The following is a 17,988-nucleotide window of genomic DNA, read 5'->3' as shown; positions in this document are numbered from 1 at the left end:
CAAGGGAATCATTTAAAAGATGAGGCTGCAAATAAATAGGTGTCACTGCCTCAGATGCAGTGACACCTTGCTTTAGACTTTCCGTTGTTGTTGAGATTTCTCGGTGTTTCCCTTCACCAATAGGCCTCCGCCGTTATCCAAATATTGCTCAATGCCATCGGCAGCACGATAGGCTAATGCACCCACTGTTTTGGTCGGGTGATAGTTAGGAAAGTGAGGGAATGCGGAAGCACCTACGACAAACAAATTCTCGGCGTCCCACATTTGTAAATAGTTATTGACTGCAGATGTTTCCGGATCATCACCCATTATTACACCACCGGCATAATGGGCGCCGACGTACGCGTTGTTAAATTCTTCCGGAACATCATCAGTGTCGATAATATCTGCTCCCATCTCTTCTGCCACTTCTCTGCATACATCGATACCGTAAAGCTGGAGATTTCGATCCTGCTCCGTATATTCGTTAGTGACTCGCAAGAGAGGATCCCCGTAGGGATCAGTATAGGTAGGATCAAGATCCAAATAATTATGGTACCAGGGTAATGTCGCATGTTGAAAGCGCAAGTACATATTCCGATTAGCATAAAATAAGGACTTCTCTTTAAATTCCCGACCCCAACTTGGCGTTCCGTCCGGTACACTATTGCTTTCAATTGGTCTATCTCCATATTGCCTGTATTCGACATGCCCACCGTGAATAAAATCCAAGTCAGTATGATCAATATTATCTCCACTAAAATCGTCGAAGGTAACGCCTAAACCACCGGCTCCCATGTATAGATTAAACTTTTTCTCATTAAAAAATGCTCTAGCCCCCAAAAAATTATTGCTGAACTGTCCAGTGAAATTTTTACCAATCACACCTTCTTGTGTATCAGGGTTGTAAGGGGTGCCTATGTCCGATAGTAATAACAGGCGCGTATTAGTGAAGGTAAAACCAGCCAGCACGACGACATCTGCCGGCTGTTCATATTCTATCCCAGAAGCTGTATCTACATATACAACACCGGTTGCCTGATCCCCATCATAGGTCACTCGCCGTACATTTGCTTTCGCTCGCAATTCAAAATTCCCAGTTTCACGAGCCGTTGGAAGCACAGTTACGATTGGATCCGCTTTTGCACCATAATCGCAACCATATGAATCACAAAAAGCACAATATTGGCATTGCGCAATCGTCTGGCCATCTGGATTTTCATAAACTTCTGTAATGTTTGCAGACGGCTGTGCATAGGGGTGATAACCGAGATTGGCTGCGGCCTCTTTAAATAAAGCAATATTGGGGGTTTCAACCATTGGTGGATTGGGATAATCAATGGATCGCTCGGGCCCGATTGGATTAGGTTCCCCAGATATCCCCGCCGTTAGTTCAAATTGAGCATAATATTCTTCAAATTCGTCGTAAGTGATCCCCCAATCCTGGATCGTCATCCCTTCCGGGATTTTATCACTGCCATATCGTTCAACCGTTCTGCTGTAGATTTCAAAATCGTATGGGAGAAACGGGAACGTCGCCCCAGCCCAGTGGACACTTCCTCCCCCCTCGTCATTACCGGCGATCATGTCACTTTGCGTTCGCACAGGCAAGGCTGTAATATCTCTTTTGTGCCGTGATGTAATCGTCTCCTTTGACAAATTTTGCATCATTTCATATCGTGTTGAAAAACGCAGTTCATCCTTCACATGGATATAATCATCAATCGTTTTTTCTTCGCCTCGTTCTAAACAGACGACTTCATGCCCTGCTTTTGCCATTTCTGCACAGACAATGCCACCTGCCCAGCCGCTGCCCACGACGAGGACCTCTACTTTATCCAATTGTGTTGGCATCTTATCCCTCCTGAGGTTAAAAAATACTTATTGGTAGGGTTTCACAAATGAATATGAACATGCGTATTTTTTCTTTTTTTTATGGATAAAATTTTTTTCAACCCAGATTTCGCAGGGGCTCCACCCAAGGCAATAATTAATGATGGGTATGGAAAAGCTGCCTTTGGAATGAATGGCCTTGATGGATGGGCAGCTGACAAACCTTGAGCCTCCTCTCCATGATTCGACACCAAATGAACACAGGACTGTCCCGTCCGTGATGTCTTTGGACACCCCTGTATACACGAGAGAGGTTGTATCAAAGTGTAGGCCTTTCCACGTACATTTTCTTGAAGGTTGAATTCCCAAGTGTTGTCATCGAGTTGTTCGTAGTCTTCTGCCAAACCGGGTTGAATTTCCATATTTTCGTCCTGATACACTAACGTTTCATAGATATTCGTGTAGACGATATCGGAAGGCACATCTTTACTGTCACTCACTGAGCGTGTTCAATCCTAAAAGTGACAGAATATCCTTGAAAAGCGCCAGATCATCATTCGAAACCGCCAGAAAAAGTTGCAAAACCGCCAGATTATCGTTCGAAACCGCCAGAATAACCTATAAAAGCGCCAGATCTATCGGAAGTTATTCCTACACCGGCCACCCTTCCTGCTTATAAGCCATATCCCAAAACATATATTCATAGCGGCTCGTGTTCAGAAAGATCGCTTCCAGTCGATCCAACTCCGCTTCCGTTTTGCCTTCCGCGAGTTCATCCAACTTCCCGATCAACCAATCGCCAATGGCCCCAAATTCTTCAGACGCATACATCCGCACCCATTCTCCGTATTGTTCGTGTTCCGTGGCGCCGGGGATTGTTGCGAGTTCGAGGCCGATTTCGTAATAGCTCCAGGCGCAAGGGAGGATAGCCGCTATCAGTTCCGCGAGGGAGCCTTTTTGTGCTTCGGCCATCATGTAGCTGCTGTAAGCGTGCGTGATCGGGCCGGGCTCGGTCGCTTCGAGTTCTTCGCGGGAGATGCCGAGCCGTTCGGCGTAGGAGCGGTGCAGCTCCATTTCCATATTTAAAGTATCATCGAGGGCTTTCGCGAACCCGGACATCGTGTCCAGATCAGGCGCGAGGACGGTTCCCATCGCCATGACACGCGAATATTCGATTAAATATTTATAATCCTGGCGCATGAAAAATTTAAAAGATTCAATGTCCAATGTGCCATGTCCGATACCTTGCACAAACGGATGTTCATGGCTTGCCTTCCAGATCGGATCTGCGGTTTTGCGAATGCGTTCGCTGAATGTCATATTTTATCTCTCCTTTGGTTGGTTACACCACTTAACGATGAAGCGAAGCAGTGTTTTCGTATAGTCCAGTAATTGATCGATATCGATTTGTTCATTGACGGCGTGAGCGTGTTCCAATTTTCCGGGACCGTAGCAAACCGTGGGGATGCCGGCCTCCGCCAGCCAACCGCCGTCATTGACGGATGGGGACATGGACAGTTTTGCAGGTTCTGAAAAAGTTTGCTCGTGCGCTTCCTTCAAATTATCGACAGCTGCATGATTTTCATCGATAGAAAAAGAAGGAAAGACCTCGCCACGATCTTCTATCATTGACGTGCCACCCCATTGAAACGTTGGCGGGTGGTCTTTCATCCAGAGATCAGCATTTGCTGTTGCCAGGAGGTGGTCTTCGATTTCTTTTGCCACGGAATCAGCACTTTCATCTGGATAAAAATGAACGGTGATCCAAAGCCGACATTCGTCCGCTACAAAAGCGGCATGGCGTCCGCCTTCAATGACGGCGGGGTTAATCGTGTTCGTTCCCGGGACGAAACCGGGATAAGACTTCTGAATCGCCCAGTCACGTTCCAGTTCCTGCAGAGCTGTGATCAGCTTATTCATTTTTTCAATGGCACTGGCCGCGCGCAACCCGCCGCCGGCGTGCACCATGCGGTGGCGGGTTCCGTCATGATGAGTCGTTGGGCTTTTCACCGTCACCCAGCCGGTGATCACACCACCTTGACCGTGAAGTTCGCAATTACTCGTGTCGGCGACGAGGGCGAAGTCCGCTTTATAGCCGCGATCGCAACACTGTTTTGTGCCGGCTTCCCCGACTTCTTCACCGATGACGGATTGCAACAAAACGTCCCCGTGAAGCTCGACGTCGTTCTCGTGCAACAACTGAAGCGCGAATAAACAGGCGGCGACACCTCCTTTCATATCGGCGGCTCCGCGACCGAATAACGTTCGGTTTTGCACGATTGCTTCAAACGGCGGCGTTTCCCAGTCTTCATTTTCCTCCACGGAAGCCACATCTACATGGCCGTTTAAGATAAGACTTTGATACTCCCTTGAACGGGAACCTTTTCGTGTCCCTACAACATTCGGATCCCCGGGATAAACGTCCCATTGATCCACACCAAAACCTATCGCCTGCAGTTTGGCAGCTATGTACCGTTGGATCCCATCGGTGTTTCTGGCCGGCGGTGCCGGCGTGCGAAACGCGATTAAATCCGAAAGCAAGCGCACCAATTCAGCTTCACGCTTTTCAACTTGTTGAATGAGCGTATTCATCGTTTCCACCTCCAAAATAAAAACCACTTCCCGAAAGGGAAGTGGCGACGAAAAAATATGCTATACGTCTTCAGCCCACTTCCCTCCGCCAGTGCGAACTGGATCAGGTGGATAAGGGTCGAGGCTACCGCCTCTCTCAGCTAATGAAAGCACCCCTAGTGGTTTCGTAGATTTTTATTGTTTTCTATAAGTTAGCATATATTCCCATAGTAGGCAAGTGTTTTTAATGGTTCTTGTTCCTGGATCTCAATAAAGAAACGAGCACCGCCCCGATTAATACAAATCCGACGTACCCCAACATGGGATAAACGGTGTTCACGAGATCGACAAAGCCGATGAAACCGAGGGCAAACGCAACAATGCCGACGATCACGACTGCTCCCCTAAACTTGGGTGTTTCCGCTTGTACAAAACGGGCCGTAAAACTATAGAACATCGCTGTCGCCGTATTGAAAATCATCCCGAGCAAGGCAATGGCCATGAGAATGCCCACGAGTGGAGAAATTTCAGTTGCCAACGCCAGGGTCGGCATTTCAGCGTCTTGAAGTTGATCGATATTCGCGTAGATACCCAAATTGAGGACTAATACCATCACACCGAGGATGATACCTCCTACAATCGCTCCTCGTCTCGCCGCTTGTTTATTTTTTTCCGTGGAGCCAATCACGGCCATCATCGCGAATCCGACAGAAAAGTTAAAGGAGACATAGAGCAGCGCACTGAGCAGCCAATGCGGAGCCGCTGAAAGTTGGTCGTGAGCCACATTATCCAATTCCTCGAAATTCATCCCGCTTGTAAACAAAGAATAAACCACGACAATGAGCGCAAGCGCAATCATATAGGGGCTGATGTAGCTTATGATTGTGACGATTCTTTCGGTTCGGAGAATCGTTGTCAAAATCACAAGGGCGACTAACAGAAAATAACCGACGGCAGGAGGGATGCCAAACTGCTGCTCGAAAAGAGAACCGCTACCGGCCACCATGATGACCCCGACGCCAAATAAGAAAAAGGTCAGAATAACATCAAGGATAGGGCCAAGATATCTGCCGGCAATGTGGGAAATGACCGTTTATGAGAGGCGACCTGTAATCGTTCGCCCAGCTTTATGACTTGATAGCCGAGCAGCGGAAAGAGGATGATCGTCACGATGGCACCAGCAATGCCCCACATACCAAAGCTCGTAAAAAATTGGATGATTTCCTGGCCGGAGGCAAATCCAGCTCCGACAATGATGCCGACATAGGCACCCGCTACCCGAAGGATGTCTTTCATATGTAATCTCTCCCTTGCTGTTTAAAAGTCGAACGTCTTTGTTGCGGTTGTCCACTTGTCTAAGGCATGGTCGTCGATGTCATAACCGATGCCCGGTTTATCGGGAACTTGAATCATGCCATTTTTCGCCACGACTTCAGGGTTGATAATATCTTCTTCCCAATAAAGGGAAGAACTGGCGGTATCGCCGGGCAGCGTAAATTGGGGCAGCGTAGTTAAGGCAATATTATGCGCCCGGCCCACTCCTGCTTCCAACATGCCTCCGCACCAGACGGGCACCCCTTGTTCGCGACAATAATCATGAATACGTTTTGATTCAGTTAACCCGCCGACACGACCGATTTTTATATTGATGATTTGGCAACTGCCTAGTTGAATGGCCTTTCTCGCGTCGGCGAGAGAATGAATGCTCTCGTCCAGGCAAATCGGCGTGTCCATGCTGGCTTGCAGCTGGGCGTGATCGACGATATCATCGTGGGCTAAAGGTTGTTCGATCATCATTAAGTCCAGGTCGTCCAGCTTTTTCAAATGGTCGACATCGTCTAGCGTATAGGCTGAATTGGCATCCGCCATCATCGGCATATCCGGAAAATGGGCGCGCACTTCCCGCAGAACATCAACGTCCCAGCCGGGCTCTATTTTAATTTTTATGCGCTTGTAGCCTTCCTCGAGTTGCTGTTCAATCGTCGTTAGTAAATCTTTTACGGTCGGTTTGATGCCGAGACTAACGCCCACCTCGATCTCCTGTTGGGTGCCGCCTAGCGCTTGGGCTAACGATTCGTTTCTCCGTTTGGCATACAAATCCCAAATCGCCCCTTCTATGACCGATTTCGCCATGTTGTTTCCCTTTATGTGTGAAAATAATGCGGCTAAATCATCCGGATGGGTGATACCATGATTTTTGATAGGCTCGATTAAAAAGTCTTCCAGAATATGGGCGCTGGTTTGCACGGTTTCTTCACTGTACCAGGGACTGGCGAAGGCGACCGACTCGCCAAATCCACGATTTCCTACCTCATCAATCGCTTCCAGAATCAAAAATTCCTTGTCCCGAAACGTGCCGAAGCTTGTCGTAAAAGGATTTTTGAGTTGCATGCTTAAACGGCGCAGCTTGATTTGTTTAATCGGAATCGTCATTGTATTCACCTTTCCAACATATAGTAGCTCGTTTGTGATTCCTGGCCGCGGATGACGCCTTTTGCCTGATAGCCATCATTAAAAAGTGTTTGAAAGACTTTTCGCGTTTGATAACGCCACTCCCGGGCGCGTTGAAAATCTTCTTGTTTTATCGTCTGAAAATTTTCGGGCACCGCTAAAAACCATGGCCCGGCTTTTTGTTCATACCGGTGAGCAAACATGGTGGGTTGGCCATGTCCGTCCTTGTCCAGGAGAATACTTTCTTTTTCAAAATGAACATTACGATCGTTGTTCTGCTCATGTAAATCCCATTCAATTTGGATGCGATCGGTCGGGAGCCCTTGATTCAGGTCATCGTCCATGGCTCCGTAGTGGTTTTCCTTGTAAGCGACACCTTTTGCTTTTAACTTCTGTATGTTAAAAAAAGCATTTAAACTCTCCAGTGGATCAAACGTCCAGGTGATCAAGTCGTAGCCCGTGTTGCGGGCCACCTCCGCTTGTTTATTTTTCATATCCCGGCCGAGGCCGCTTTTTCTGTATTCCGGTAAAATGCCGAGCATGTGAGAACATAGATAAACTTTACCCTCGGCAAAGCCGGGGAAGCTGTTTAAAAATCCGACCATCTTGTCCCCGTCAAAGGCACCTAAAATCACTCCGCCATGATTTAAGACGGTGAAGGTTTGATGGACAGGGATCGGGGCCATATCCCAAACGGCGGCTTCGACTTCCTGCAATTGCTGCAATTCTTTCATTGTCGTGAGTGGGCGAATTTCGATCATCGTTCAGCCTGCCTCTTTTTGAGTGTGGTTGTCAAAATCTCAATGGTCGTAGGGATCGCGTCACGATCAAAGGTCATCTGTGGATGGTGCAAGCCTGGTTTTAAATCGCATCCGATCGCGAGCATCGTCGCTTTTAAATCGGGACGTTTAATGGTGTAAAAATGAAAATCGTCGCCGCCCGTTGTCGTGATCGTCGGTGCCCGTTTATCGTTGCCGACGTTTTCCGAAATCGCGGCTTGCATGACTGCTTTCGCTTCCGGATCGATGACAGCCGCGGGGACATCTGCCCCGACCTCTAATTCGATGTCGACGTGATGATAAGTGGCCAGGGCATGCGTCAATTTTTTTATTTTATCCATCAATTCTTGCATGACTTCATTCGTTTGCGCCCGTAAGTCGATGGAAAAATCAGCATTGCCGGGGATGATGTTCGGACTTTTGCCACCGGCGTGAAAAGTCGTCATTTTTGCGGAATGCGGAATCATCGGGTTGATATGGATATTGTTTAATTGCTGTGCGATATCCATACCAACCTGAATGGCGTTCGTGTTCAAATGAGGACGCGCGCCATGGGCATCATCGCCTCGGATCGTCCCTTGCAAAAATTTGGCGGCCCCGTGTTGAATCGCGGGTGCAAAATGGCCGTTGGCTAATTCCTCGTTCGGCCGCAAGTGCATGCCATATAAAACATCGACATCGTCAACCACGCCCTGATCAACGAGTGTTGCAGCGCCCGTGCCTTTTTCTTCCGCGGGCTGGAAAATAAAGCGGAAGGTGCCGGTGTGGGGAGGACCTTCTTCCAAAAGATTCCGTATCACGCCGATCGCTATCGTCATGTGCGCATCATGCCCGCAGGAATGATTGGCTTGAAACGTGCCATTGACTTCTTGCCAGACCGCGTCAATATCAGCCCTGAGAGCAACGACCGGACGACCTTCGCCGATATCTGTGACGAGCCCGGGGATTGAATCGAACGTTTTGACTTCACAGCCGTATTCTTCCAATAGATTTTTTATGTACGCCGTAGTGTTGTGCTCTTCCCAGCTTATTTCCGGATGGGCATGCAAGTGCTCGAAAATGTTCGTAAGTTGAGGGTGCATGGAGTCGCCCTTTCTGAATAGATATTCATTGTTATATATTAGTCATTATAATATGGCTGTTTGTGGATTTCAAAGGCGGGGACAAACCTCACTCTTCAACTTGCGGAGGATGTCACTTGCAAGCAAATAATGTTAAACTTATTTTTAAACAGGAAAGTAGCGAGGAGGCCTTTATGCCTGCCACAGTTGAAAATCCAAAGCTGTATGCGCTATCCGAAACAGCGGTCAACATTGCTTTTGGCACCGAAATTCACCCGGACATTCATAAACAGACGAAAAAAATGATGGACTCTTTGGAAAATGATCCATTCGAAGGCTATCTAGAGTGTGTGCCGAGTTATATTGGTCTCACCGTCTTTTATGATCCAGTGAAGATCTATCCTATAATGGATAAAAAGGGGTCGCCGAGTGACTATGTGATGCATCGGCTGCGAGAGAAGGTAACCACTTTAGGTGAAATCACCGAAGACGAAGACGAGGGAAATGTAGTTACGATCCCCGTCTACTACGGGGAAGAGCTTGGACCGGATTTGCCTCATGTAGCGAAAGAAAACGGCCTTTCCGAAGCTGAGGTGATCCGCATACATACAAGCGGAGAGTATCTCGTTTATATGATCGGCTTTGTTCCCGGATTCTCCTTTCTCGGTGGGATGTCAAAAGAGATCGCGACACCGCGGAGAAGCGAACCGCGTACAAAAATCCCTGCCGGTGCCGTCGGCATTGCCGGTATGCAAACAGGCGTGTATCCGTTTGAGACCCCGGGGGGATGGCAATTAATCGGGCAAACGCCCGTTAAAATGTTCGATCCTAACCGCGAGCAACCGAGTTTGCTGAAATCCGGTGACAGGGTTTATTTCAAGGCGGTGACACGCGTGGAATACGAGGCGTATGAGGAGGGGGACGAGTGAGCCTACATATTTTAAAAGCAGGTTTATTTACGACCGTTCAGGATGGCGGGCGTATCGGCTTTTTAAATCAGGGGGTTTTGGCAAGTGGTCCGATGGATCGGATATCGCTGCAAAGCGCGAATGCGATCGTGGGGAATAACAAAAATGAAGCCGGGCTTGAAATGACGATGCTCGGCCCTGAGATCAAGGTCGAGCGAGACAGCCTTATCGCCATCACGGGCAGCGGCATGGAGCCGATGATTGACGGCGAGGCCTATTCGCTCGGTGTCCCACTTTTTGTTCCCGCCGGAAGTACGATCACCTTTAAACCGATGAGCCGCGGCTATCGCGCTTACCTGGCTATCGCAGGTGGCATCGCTGTACCGGTGGTGATGAACAGTAAAAGCACGTTCGTGCGCGCAGGGATCGGGGGATTGGACGGCCGCGCCCTTGAAAAAGAGGATCGTTTACATATCGGAGAAAAAGAAGAAAAAGCGCAAGAACGTTTTGAAAAAATATCCAAAAAGGCAGGCGGACACGTCTTCGCTGAAAATTGGGGAGCAAACGGGCGACTGCTCGACCGTGAACAACAAAAAATCCGTGCTTTTCCGGGCACCCATTTTGAACAGTTTACACGAAAGAGCCAAGAACAATTTTTTCAACATCCATTTACCGTTTCCACGCAATCGGATCGCATGGGTTACCGGTTGCAAACAGAGGATGGGGATCCGCCACTCGAACTTACGGAATCCTTCAGTCTTTTGTCCGAGGCGATCGCGTTTGGAACCGTGCAAGTGCCTCATGATGGCCAGCCCATCGTCTTAATGGCTGATCGCCAGACGATCGGCGGCTACCCACGTCTGGCCCAGGTGGCCGCAGTCGATTTAGCCCGGGTAGCCCAGTTTCGACCGAACGAAACATTCATGTTCGAACAGATTACATTCGCTGAAGCCGAATCGCTTTATCTAAAACAGGCCCAGGCCATGCGCGAACGGGAAATAGGGATTTCCTTAAAATGGAATCAGATAGTTAACCAATAAAAGGAGTGATTGAAAATGAAAACGATCGATCTGAACTGTGACATGGGCGAAAGTTTCGGCGTTTACAAGCTTGGATCCGATGAAGAGATTCTTCCGTATATCTCTTCGGCAAATATCGCCTGCGGGTTTCATGCCGGGGACCCGGCCACAATGCGGAAAACGGTAAGGCTCGCGATTGAAAATGACGTCGCGATCGGTGCACATCCGGGCTTGCCGGACCTGATGGGCTTCGGCCGTCGCCACATGGATCTTTTACCGGAAGAAGCCTATGATCTTATCGCTTATCAAATCGGCGCTTTATGGGGCGTCGTGCAATCGGAAGGGGGGCAGATGCGGCATGTGAAAGCCCATGGCATGCTCTATAACAGGGCGACGGTCGATCCGGAACTGTCGGATGCGCTCGCCCGGGCGGTCTATGATATCGATCCGAACTTGGTGTTATTTGGACTACCCGGCGGCGAGGTTTTGAAAGCCGGCACAAACGTCGGGTTGCAGACCGCGAGTGAAGTCTTTGCCGACCGTACGTACCAGGAGGATGGGACCCTCACCTCGCGGCGTGAAGCCAATGCCTTGATAGACGATACAAATCAGGCGGGAGCGCAGGTGGTTCGCATGATTGAAGACGGTAAAGTGCGTTCCTTACAGGGAACAGATGTGGACATCCTTGCAGAAACCATTTGTATCCATGGCGATGGCCCGCATGCGTTCGAGTTCGCGAAGAATGTGCGGGAAAAAATCGAACACGCGGGCATCAAGGTCCAGTCGTTCGCATAGAGCTATGAAGGCTCCTCTTGCTGCCTGCGAATCTTTTTAATATTAAAATGCATGAGAATCGCCATTAAAAGCGCCAAGGCGAGTAAAAAGATAAAGAGCACAAAAGCAGCCGTGAAATCATCGGTGAGCTCTACAATCGTAGACACAGCTGTCGGTCCGAAAACGCCGGCCATCGCCCAGGCGGTTAACGTATAGCCGTGGATGGCACCGAGTTGTTTTGTGCCGAATAAATCGCCGATATAAGCCGGCAGACAAGCAAACCCGCCTCCGTAGCAAGTCATGATAATATACAACAAAATCGCGAAAATGACGACATTTGTCGTAAGCGGCAAGAGGATGAAGGCGATCAACTGCAAAACGAAGAAAATGATATAGGTATTGGTCCGCCCAATATAATCGGAAGCACCTGCCCAGCCGATTCGACCTAGGCCATTGAAAAAACCCATCACGCCGACGATGGTGGCCGCGGTGGCTGAGCCTACGCCTGTAATGGCCTGGGTCATATTCGACGCGACAGCGAGAAGCATGATTCCCGCGGAAATATTAATAAACATCATGCCCCATAATAAATAGAAGCGGAAAGTTTTTAATGATTCTCGGGCTTCCAGTTGAGCAAGATCGCCTTGCTTGACTTTTGTCTTTTTTTCCTTCTCCTTTCTCTTTTCCCTGACTTTCTGCATGTTGGCAGGTTCCCACCCTTTCGGTGGTGGCGATATATAGCTGGAACCTGCGATCATGAGAATGAGATAAGCGACACCGAGCGTGTAAAAGGTCGCCGGTATACTGATCATTCCCATCAACCATTCAGCGACGGGACTCGTAATGAGCGAACCGGCACCAAAGCCTAAAACAGCCATTCCGGTCGCGAGTCCGCGTCGGTCCGGAAACCAGCGGACAAGGGTGGCGACGGGGGAAATATAACCGATCCCGAGGCCGAAGCCCCCGATCACCCCATAAAATAGGACAAACATCGGGAAGCTTTCCAACTGCACGCCCAGACCTGCCCCTAGCGTCCCCGTTCCAAAAAGAATTGCGGCGATCAACGAGGAACGGCTGGGGCCGTTGCGCTCGACGAATTTCCCCATAAAAGCGGCAGTCATACCAAGGAAGAAGATAGCAGTAGTAAATGCGAATGTTACCAGTCCAATATCCCAACCAAGGCTTTCGTTCAAGGGATTTTGATACACACTGTAGGCATAGACAGAGCCGATCGATAAGTGAATGGCGATCGCCGATACAGCAATCAGCCAGCGATTACGGTGCGCTTGCAATGGCATACCCCTTTCATTTTATTTTGGAATATAATTGAGAATACCACGAATAAATTTAAAGTAAACATTTATTTTACAAATAAACCAACGATTCGACATGCCATTTAATCTTTTACAGTAAAATTTAAAAGCGCTATGTTTACATGGCGGGCAAAAAATGGTATACAATAGGGAAACGTGATAGTTAGGAGGACTGGTCATGTCTGGATATCTTGAAATAAAGCTGAATGGTAAGCGCATACAGGCGCAAGAGCATCAGACAGCGCTTGATGTGATGACAGAGAATGATACGGAAGTCCCGAGCCTATGTTATCACCCGAGTCTGGGCGCGATTGAAACGTGTGATACGTGTATTGTGAATGTCAACGGGGAAATGGTGAGATCTTGTTCGACCAAACTGCAAGACGGGGATGTTATCAGCTCGAAGAGCGAAGATGCCCACGAAGCGCAGTTAATCGCGTTGGATCGTGTCCTCGGCAATCATGAATTATATTGTACCGTCTGTGATTACAACAACGGTGACTGCGAGATACATAACGCGGTCAAGGATATGAAAATAAATCACCAGGAGACACCTTTTACGCATAAGCCTTTTGAGGTGGACCGAAATGCGTTCTATCGCTATGACCCGGACCAATGCATCCTGTGTGGCCGTTGTGTCGAGGCTTGTCAGGATGTACAAGTAACAGAGACATTAACCATTGATTGGGAGAGGGAACGTCCGCGTGTAATTTGGGACAAGGATTCTCCCATCGAGGAATCTTCTTGTGTGAATTGTGGGCATTGTTCGACGGTTTGCCCGTGTAACGCCATGATGGAAGTGGGCATGGAAGGGGAAGCCGGTTTTCTGACTGGAATTAAGGATGACTCCATGCGCCCGATGATCAATATTACAAAAGAAGTAGAAACGGGCTATGGCCAGCTCATGACCATGTCCGACATGGAAGCGTCGATGCGGGAAAATCGCATTGAAAAAACGAAAACGGTATGCACGTATTGCGGGGTCGGCTGTGCCTTTGATGTCTGGACGAAAGATCGTCAAGTTCTCAAAGTCGAGCCGCAGACAGAAGCGCCGGCCAATGGCATTTCCACCTGTGTGAAAGGGAAATTCGGCTGGGATTTCGTCAACAGTGAAGAACGCCTGGAGAAGCCCCTCATCCGCGAAGGCGATGCTTTCCGGGAAGCGGAATGGGATGAAGCGTATGACCTCATTGAACGCAAATTCAATGAAGAAAAAGAAAAAAATGGACCCGATGGGCTCGCGTTTATAACTTCGTCCAAATGTACGAACGAAGACTCGTATGTCATGCAAAAGCTCAGCCGCGCGGTGATCGGCACGAACAATGTTGATAATTGTTCCCGTTACTGCCAGTCTCCGGCGACGATGGGCTTATGGCGAACGGTCGGCTACGGCGGTGATTCCGGAAGTATCACCGACATCGAAAAAGCTGAACTGGTCATTATCGCCGGTTCCAATACAGATGAATCGCATCCGGTGCTGGCAACGAGAGTTAAGCGTGCCCAGAAACTTCATGGCCAAAAAGTGATTGTCTCGGATCTCCGCAAGAATGGTATGGCAGATCGAGCTGACCAATTTGTCCAACCGGCAGGCGGAACGGATCTCGTCTGGGTCTCGGCGGTCACCAAATATATGATTGATCAAGGTTGGCACGATCAATCCTTTGTGGATGAGCATGTGAACTACTTCGAAGAATTTAAAGAGAGTCTGGAGCCGTACACGCTTGAATATGCCGAGAAAGTCAGCGGCCTGACCAAAGAAGAAATGATTGAAATCGCGACTTCGATCTATCACGCCGAGACGACCTGCTTCTTATGGGCGATGGGGATCACCCAGCATGGGGGAGGTTCTGACACGAGCACGGCTATTTCCAACTTGATGCTCGTAACCGGCAATTACATGAAACCAGGAGCAGGCACTTACCCGTTGCGGGGTCACAACAACGTGCAGGGAGCCAGTGACTTTGGCAGCATGCCGGACCGTTTCCCGGGGTATGAATATGTAACGGACGATGACGTTCGTGCCCGTTATGAAAAAGGCTGGGGCGTGGAGCTGCCGACCGAGAAAGGGCTTAACAACCACGAAATGGTCGATGCCATTCATGATGGGAATCTTAACGTCCTGTATCTAAAAGGCGAAGAGATGGGGATCGTGGATTCCAACGCCAATTATGTGCAATCGGCGCTTGAAAAGCTCGATTTCTTTGTCGTCCAGGATATCTTTTTCTCGAAGACAGCCGAACAGGCGGATGTTGTGCTTCCGGCATCGCCAAGCTTTGAAAAAGAAGGGACGTTTGTAAATACCGAGCGTCGTTTTCAGCGTTTGTACCAAGTCTTTGATCCACTGGGAGACTCGAAGCCGGACTGGCAAATCATTATGGAAATCGCCAATCGTTTCGGCGCCGACTGGAATTATGGAAACCCAGGTGAAATCATGGATGAAGTCGCCTCGCTTTGTCCCATGTTCGCCGGCGTCAGCTATGATCGACTGGAAGGATATGACAGCTTGCAATGGCCGGTGGCTGAAGACGGCACCGACACGCCGCTCTTGTTCGAAAAAGAATTTCCATTCCCGGACGGCAAAGCGAGACTGTACCCCGTCGACTGGACCCCGCCCCTTGATATGGGCGAGGAATATGACCTCCATGTCAACAACGGACGTTTGCTTGAACATTTTCATGAAGGAAACTTGACTTATAAGGTTCCGGGGATTACGAAGAAAACCCCTAGTGTTTTTCTTGAGGTCTCCCCCGAACTTGCCGAAGAACGCGGCGTAGAGGACGGGACGCTCGTTCGCCTCACCTCGCCGCATGGCCATGTGAAGGTCCCTTGTGTTGTCACGGATCGCGTGAAGGGTAAGGAATTGTATTTGCCAATGAATGACACGGGCGAAGGCGCGATTAACTATCTGACGAGCAGTCATGCCGATAAGGACACGGATACCCCTGCGTACAAGGAAGTCTCCGCCAAGATGGAAATCCTCGAACAAAAAGGGGAGAGCCCATTGCCGCGTATCAATCATCGAAATGGCAATCCGCAACCGCAAATAGGGGTAGCGGTTGAAAAGAAATGGGCACGCAAGGATTACACCTTCCCTGGCGACGTCGTGAAAGAGAGGAGGTCGCGGCATAATGGCTAAAGCAACCCAAGTCATCCATCGCATGGAACCGAGCGAAGAGGAATTACGCCAGCGTGATTGGGAAGAAATCGAAAGCGTTCTTTTGGAAAATAAAGAAGTGATCGCCGATACGTTTGAACTTATGAAGGGGCTTCAGGATTGGGAAGTGTTCAATACACTCAATGCTCTCGTCAAAGAAGGGGACGCGGTGCTGGAAAGATTCATGACGGCCATTGACGAGTCGGATGCCACACAGTCGCTGAAAAATACGCTCCTAGGGTTTGGCGTCCTTGGAAATCTTAATATGGAGGAAATTGAGCCGCTCATTCTAAAAATGAATACGGCCATTTCCCAGGTGGCGGAATATGAGCACTATGGTAAGGAAGGCGGCGGTTATTCCGCCTTCCTCCAATCCATGAGGGATCCAGAGGTCATCGAAGGGATAAACGTCCTGATGGCTTTTCTCAAAGGTTTCGGGGCGAATCAGGAAGACAGGGAAAAAATGGAGTCGCGTGAAGCGAAAGAACAGCATAAGTCCGAAAGAAAGGTTCCCGGGACTCGGATATCGCGTTACCCGTCTTCCACGAACAGCAAATGGTATCTTGCCGCGGCAGGTGTAACGCTCGTGGCATTGCCTTTTATTTTTAAAAAATGAGGATCGTGAGAGAGATGAACGGAAACATCCAAACTTCTCGATCGATATTGCGTTTTGGAAATGGAACAACAGAATGGAAGGAAGACACCGTCGCCGCTGAATATCCGGTGACAATCAAAATCAACGAAGAAGAATTCGTGACGATGGTATGCACCCCGGAATATATCGAGGACATGGCCATCGGATACCTGGCTTCAGAAGCTGTGATCCGTTCAGTGGATGATATAAAAGAGCTGCGCGTGGACGAAAAAGGAGGATTTGTCCACGTGACGCTCGCGATGAAGATCGATCAGTTGCACCAATACATGCAAACGAAACGCTACATCACCTCTTGTTGCGGCATGAGCCGGCAAAGCTTCGTCTTTGCCGGGGACGCAAAAACGACGAAAACGATGACCACACGAAAAGTGGTCATTTCTCCTGATGATTGCTTTCGCCTCATGGGAGACATGCAGCAATCCGCGGAGACCTTTCAGGAAACGGGCGGCGTGCACAATGCCGCCTTATGCACGCTTGAGGGCATCGTGCTCATGCGAATGGACATCGGCAGACACAATGCCCTTGATAAAATTTACGGATATTGTTTGAAACACGGCATTTCCTTGCAGGACAAGATTATCGTCTTCAGCGGAAGGCTATCATCAGAAATCCTCTTAAAAGTGGCGAAGATCGGCTGTGAAGTCGTTTTGTCGAAATCAGCGCCTACGCAAAGAGCGTTGGAATTGGCCGAGGAACTGGAGATTACAACCATCGGCTTCATTCGCCGTGGCTCGTTGAACGTGTATACCGTGTCGGAGCGGGTGAAATTGACGTGAGCATGTCAACCGCCAGATTAATCTGTAAAACCGCCAGAATATGCATCAAAAGCGCCAGAATATGGACAGGAATCGCCAGATGAGCGCTCATATTATCTAAATGCAGCCGGGAACGTTCTCCGTTTCCGGCTGTTTTACGCTTTCGGCTGATAAATCAGGCTCTCAAAGTATTCTCTAGGGGTAATGAACAATTCATGATAAACTATATATAAGGGAAAAAGTGGACGCGAAATGAGGGGAGTCCTGCCGTAACGACATCGAATGAGAAAAGTTACGATATGATAAAATCGAGAGGATGAGAGCGATGAGTGACAATTTATTAAAATTGATTCTCGAAAAACTGGATTCTCAGCAACTAGAACTAAAGGAACTAAAAGAACAAGTAGGAGTGCTGGATAATAAAGTGGAGAACCTGGATAATAAAGTGGGGAGCCTGGATAATAAGGTGGAGAATCTGGATAATAAAGTGGAAAACCTGGATAAGAACTTGGATTATAACACACAAATGACTAAACAAACGCTGCAATACGCGTTGAGTATTGACAAGCACCAGCAAGAAAATCATCGGTACCTCACTGAAAAAATGGTGGTGCATGATAAAGAAATCTTTCATATCAACGAAAAACTGAACAACTAATTTTTCATATAAAAGAACCGGGAACGTTCTCCGTTCCCGGTTGTTAAATTTAGCAGGTAAGAAAGTATAAACCACTTT

The 17,988-nt window shown here is 48.7% G+C and carries 17 protein-coding genes and 1 riboswitch; of the genes, 7 read left to right on the top strand and 10 right to left on the bottom strand.

Features of this window, described 5'->3' with window-relative positions; translation table 11 throughout:
- Positions 1 to 72 precede the first annotated feature (72 nt).
- The 9 genes from BLS58_RS07535 to BLS58_RS07500 all read right to left on the bottom strand — a co-directional run bounded on the left by BLS58_RS07535 (position 73) and on the right by BLS58_RS07500 (position 8,695).
- A complete protein-coding gene (locus tag BLS58_RS07535; RefSeq protein WP_090397596.1) occupies positions 73 to 1,833 on the bottom strand; it encodes a GMC family oxidoreductase in 1,761 nt (586 codons plus the stop codon).
- 41 nt (positions 1,834 to 1,874) lie between these two features.
- Positions 1,875 to 2,234 (bottom strand): hypothetical protein, encoded by a 360-nt coding sequence (locus BLS58_RS07530; protein ID WP_218126188.1) that lies wholly within the window; start codon positions 2,232 to 2,234, stop codon positions 1,875 to 1,877.
- 229 nt (positions 2,235 to 2,463) lie between these two features.
- Complete coding sequence (gene tenA, locus BLS58_RS07525; protein ID WP_090397592.1) at positions 2,464 to 3,132, bottom strand: thiaminase II; 669 nt, start codon at positions 3,130 to 3,132, stop codon at positions 2,464 to 2,466.
- Positions 3,133 to 3,135: 3 nt separating this feature from the next.
- Positions 3,136 to 4,404 carry an acetylornithine deacetylase gene (locus BLS58_RS07520; protein WP_090397591.1) on the bottom strand — a complete coding sequence of 423 codons (1,269 nt, stop codon included), beginning with the start codon at positions 4,402 to 4,404 and terminating at the stop codon, positions 3,136 to 3,138.
- A gap of 63 nt (positions 4,405 to 4,467) precedes the next feature.
- A riboswitch (TPP riboswitch) is annotated at positions 4,468 to 4,571 on the bottom strand.
- A 56-nt stretch (positions 4,572 to 4,627) separates the two neighbouring features.
- Complete coding sequence (locus tag BLS58_RS07515) at positions 4,628 to 5,386, bottom strand: YkvI family membrane protein (protein WP_342705520.1); 759 nt, start codon at positions 5,384 to 5,386, stop codon at positions 4,628 to 4,630.
- Between the two features lie 32 nt (positions 5,387 to 5,418).
- Positions 5,419 to 5,679: a hypothetical protein gene (locus tag BLS58_RS18260; RefSeq protein ID WP_342705519.1), complete on the bottom strand. Its 261-nt coding sequence runs from the start codon at positions 5,677 to 5,679 to the stop codon at positions 5,419 to 5,421.
- A 21-nt stretch (positions 5,680 to 5,700) separates the two neighbouring features.
- The gene (gene menC, locus BLS58_RS07510) at positions 5,701 to 6,816 is read right to left on the bottom strand and encodes an o-succinylbenzoate synthase (protein WP_425433677.1); all 1,116 of its coding nucleotides are present in this window, start codon (positions 6,814 to 6,816) and stop codon (positions 5,701 to 5,703) included.
- 5 nt (positions 6,817 to 6,821) lie between these two features.
- Positions 6,822 to 7,595, bottom strand: a complete 774-nt coding sequence (locus BLS58_RS07505; RefSeq protein ID WP_090397590.1) for a GNAT family N-acetyltransferase — start codon at positions 7,593 to 7,595, stop codon at positions 6,822 to 6,824.
- Positions 7,592 to 8,695, bottom strand: coding sequence for an amidohydrolase (locus tag BLS58_RS07500; RefSeq protein WP_090397588.1), 1,104 nt, complete (start codon positions 8,693 to 8,695; stop codon positions 7,592 to 7,594). The genes BLS58_RS07505 and BLS58_RS07500 overlap by 4 nt, the downstream gene beginning before the upstream one ends.
- A 173-nt stretch (positions 8,696 to 8,868) precedes the next feature.
- On the opposite strand from BLS58_RS07500, the gene pxpB reads away from it, so the two are divergent.
- Genes pxpB through BLS58_RS07485 form a run of 3 tightly spaced genes read left to right on the top strand, consistent with a single transcriptional unit; the run spans position 8,869 to position 11,396 of the window.
- Positions 8,869 to 9,603: a 5-oxoprolinase subunit PxpB gene (gene pxpB, locus BLS58_RS07495; RefSeq protein ID WP_090397885.1), complete on the top strand. Its 735-nt coding sequence runs from the start codon at positions 8,869 to 8,871 to the stop codon at positions 9,601 to 9,603.
- On the top strand, positions 9,600 to 10,622 hold the full coding sequence (locus BLS58_RS07490) for a 5-oxoprolinase subunit C family protein (RefSeq protein WP_090397586.1): 1,023 nt from the start codon (positions 9,600 to 9,602) through the stop codon (positions 10,620 to 10,622). Before pxpB ends, BLS58_RS07490 begins: the two co-directional genes overlap by 4 nt.
- Before the next feature lie 15 nt (positions 10,623 to 10,637).
- Complete coding sequence (locus BLS58_RS07485) at positions 10,638 to 11,396, top strand: LamB/YcsF family protein (RefSeq protein WP_090397584.1); 759 nt, start codon at positions 10,638 to 10,640, stop codon at positions 11,394 to 11,396.
- A gap of 2 nt (positions 11,397 to 11,398) precedes the next feature.
- Here BLS58_RS07485 and BLS58_RS07480 read toward each other — a convergent pair whose 3' ends face one another.
- Positions 11,399 to 12,667, bottom strand: coding sequence for an L-lactate MFS transporter (locus BLS58_RS07480; protein ID WP_245723100.1), 1,269 nt, complete (start codon positions 12,665 to 12,667; stop codon positions 11,399 to 11,401).
- 199 nt (positions 12,668 to 12,866) lie between these two features.
- Between BLS58_RS07480 and fdhF the strand changes: the two genes are divergently transcribed.
- The 4 genes from fdhF to BLS58_RS07460 all read left to right on the top strand — a co-directional run bounded on the left by fdhF (position 12,867) and on the right by BLS58_RS07460 (position 17,910).
- Positions 12,867 to 15,824, top strand: a complete 2,958-nt coding sequence (fdhF, locus tag BLS58_RS07475; protein WP_090397581.1) for a formate dehydrogenase subunit alpha — start codon at positions 12,867 to 12,869, stop codon at positions 15,822 to 15,824.
- A complete protein-coding gene (locus BLS58_RS07470; protein ID WP_090397579.1) occupies positions 15,817 to 16,458 on the top strand; it encodes a helical membrane plugin domain-containing protein in 642 nt (213 codons plus the stop codon). Before fdhF ends, BLS58_RS07470 begins: the two co-directional genes overlap by 8 nt.
- Positions 16,459 to 16,472: 14 nt before the next feature.
- Complete coding sequence (gene fdhD / locus BLS58_RS07465; protein ID WP_090397577.1) at positions 16,473 to 17,273, top strand: formate dehydrogenase accessory sulfurtransferase FdhD; 801 nt, start codon at positions 16,473 to 16,475, stop codon at positions 17,271 to 17,273.
- 304 nt (positions 17,274 to 17,577) lie between these two features.
- A complete protein-coding gene (locus BLS58_RS07460) occupies positions 17,578 to 17,910 on the top strand; it encodes a hypothetical protein (protein ID WP_090397575.1) in 333 nt (110 codons plus the stop codon).
- Positions 17,911 to 17,988 lie beyond the last annotated feature (78 nt).

This window comes from Natribacillus halophilus, from assembly GCF_900100185.1.
GTDB classification, from domain to species: Bacteria; Bacillota; Bacilli; order Bacillales; family Marinococcaceae; genus Natribacillus; species Natribacillus halophilus.
This window is presented reverse-complemented; position numbering and strand designations above follow the sequence as displayed.

Excerpts from the sequence above, each read along its gene's own strand:
- BLS58_RS07535 (WP_090397596.1), bottom strand. The coding sequence starts at position 1,833 with ATGCCAACACAATTGGATAAAGTAGAGGTCCTCGTCGTGGGCAGCGGC.
- BLS58_RS07530 (WP_218126188.1), bottom strand. The coding sequence starts at position 2,234 with ATGGAAATTCAACCCGGTTTGGCAGAAGACTACGAACAACTCGATGAC.
- tenA (WP_090397592.1), bottom strand. The coding sequence starts at position 3,132 with ATGACATTCAGCGAACGCATTCGCAAAACCGCAGATCCGATCTGGAAG.
- BLS58_RS07520 (WP_090397591.1), bottom strand. The coding sequence starts at position 4,404 with ATGAATACGCTCATTCAACAAGTTGAAAAGCGTGAAGCTGAATTGGTG.
- BLS58_RS18260 (WP_342705519.1), bottom strand. The coding sequence starts at position 5,679 with ATGAAAGACATCCTTCGGGTAGCGGGTGCCTATGTCGGCATCATTGTC.
- menC (WP_425433677.1), bottom strand. The coding sequence starts at position 6,816 with ATGACGATTCCGATTAAACAAATCAAGCTGCGCCGTTTAAGCATGCAA.
- BLS58_RS07505 (WP_090397590.1), bottom strand. The coding sequence starts at position 7,595 with ATGATCGAAATTCGCCCACTCACGACAATGAAAGAATTGCAGCAATTG.
- BLS58_RS07500 (WP_090397588.1), bottom strand. The coding sequence starts at position 8,695 with ATGCACCCTCAACTTACGAACATTTTCGAGCACTTGCATGCCCATCCG.
- pxpB (WP_090397885.1), top strand. The coding sequence starts at position 8,869 with ATGCCTGCCACAGTTGAAAATCCAAAGCTGTATGCGCTATCCGAAACA.
- BLS58_RS07485 (WP_090397584.1), top strand. The coding sequence starts at position 10,638 with ATGAAAACGATCGATCTGAACTGTGACATGGGCGAAAGTTTCGGCGTT.
- fdhF (WP_090397581.1), top strand. The coding sequence starts at position 12,867 with ATGTCTGGATATCTTGAAATAAAGCTGAATGGTAAGCGCATACAGGCG.
- BLS58_RS07470 (WP_090397579.1), top strand. The coding sequence starts at position 15,817 with ATGGCTAAAGCAACCCAAGTCATCCATCGCATGGAACCGAGCGAAGAG.
- fdhD (WP_090397577.1), top strand. The coding sequence starts at position 16,473 with ATGAACGGAAACATCCAAACTTCTCGATCGATATTGCGTTTTGGAAAT.
- BLS58_RS07460 (WP_090397575.1), top strand. The coding sequence starts at position 17,578 with ATGAGTGACAATTTATTAAAATTGATTCTCGAAAAACTGGATTCTCAG.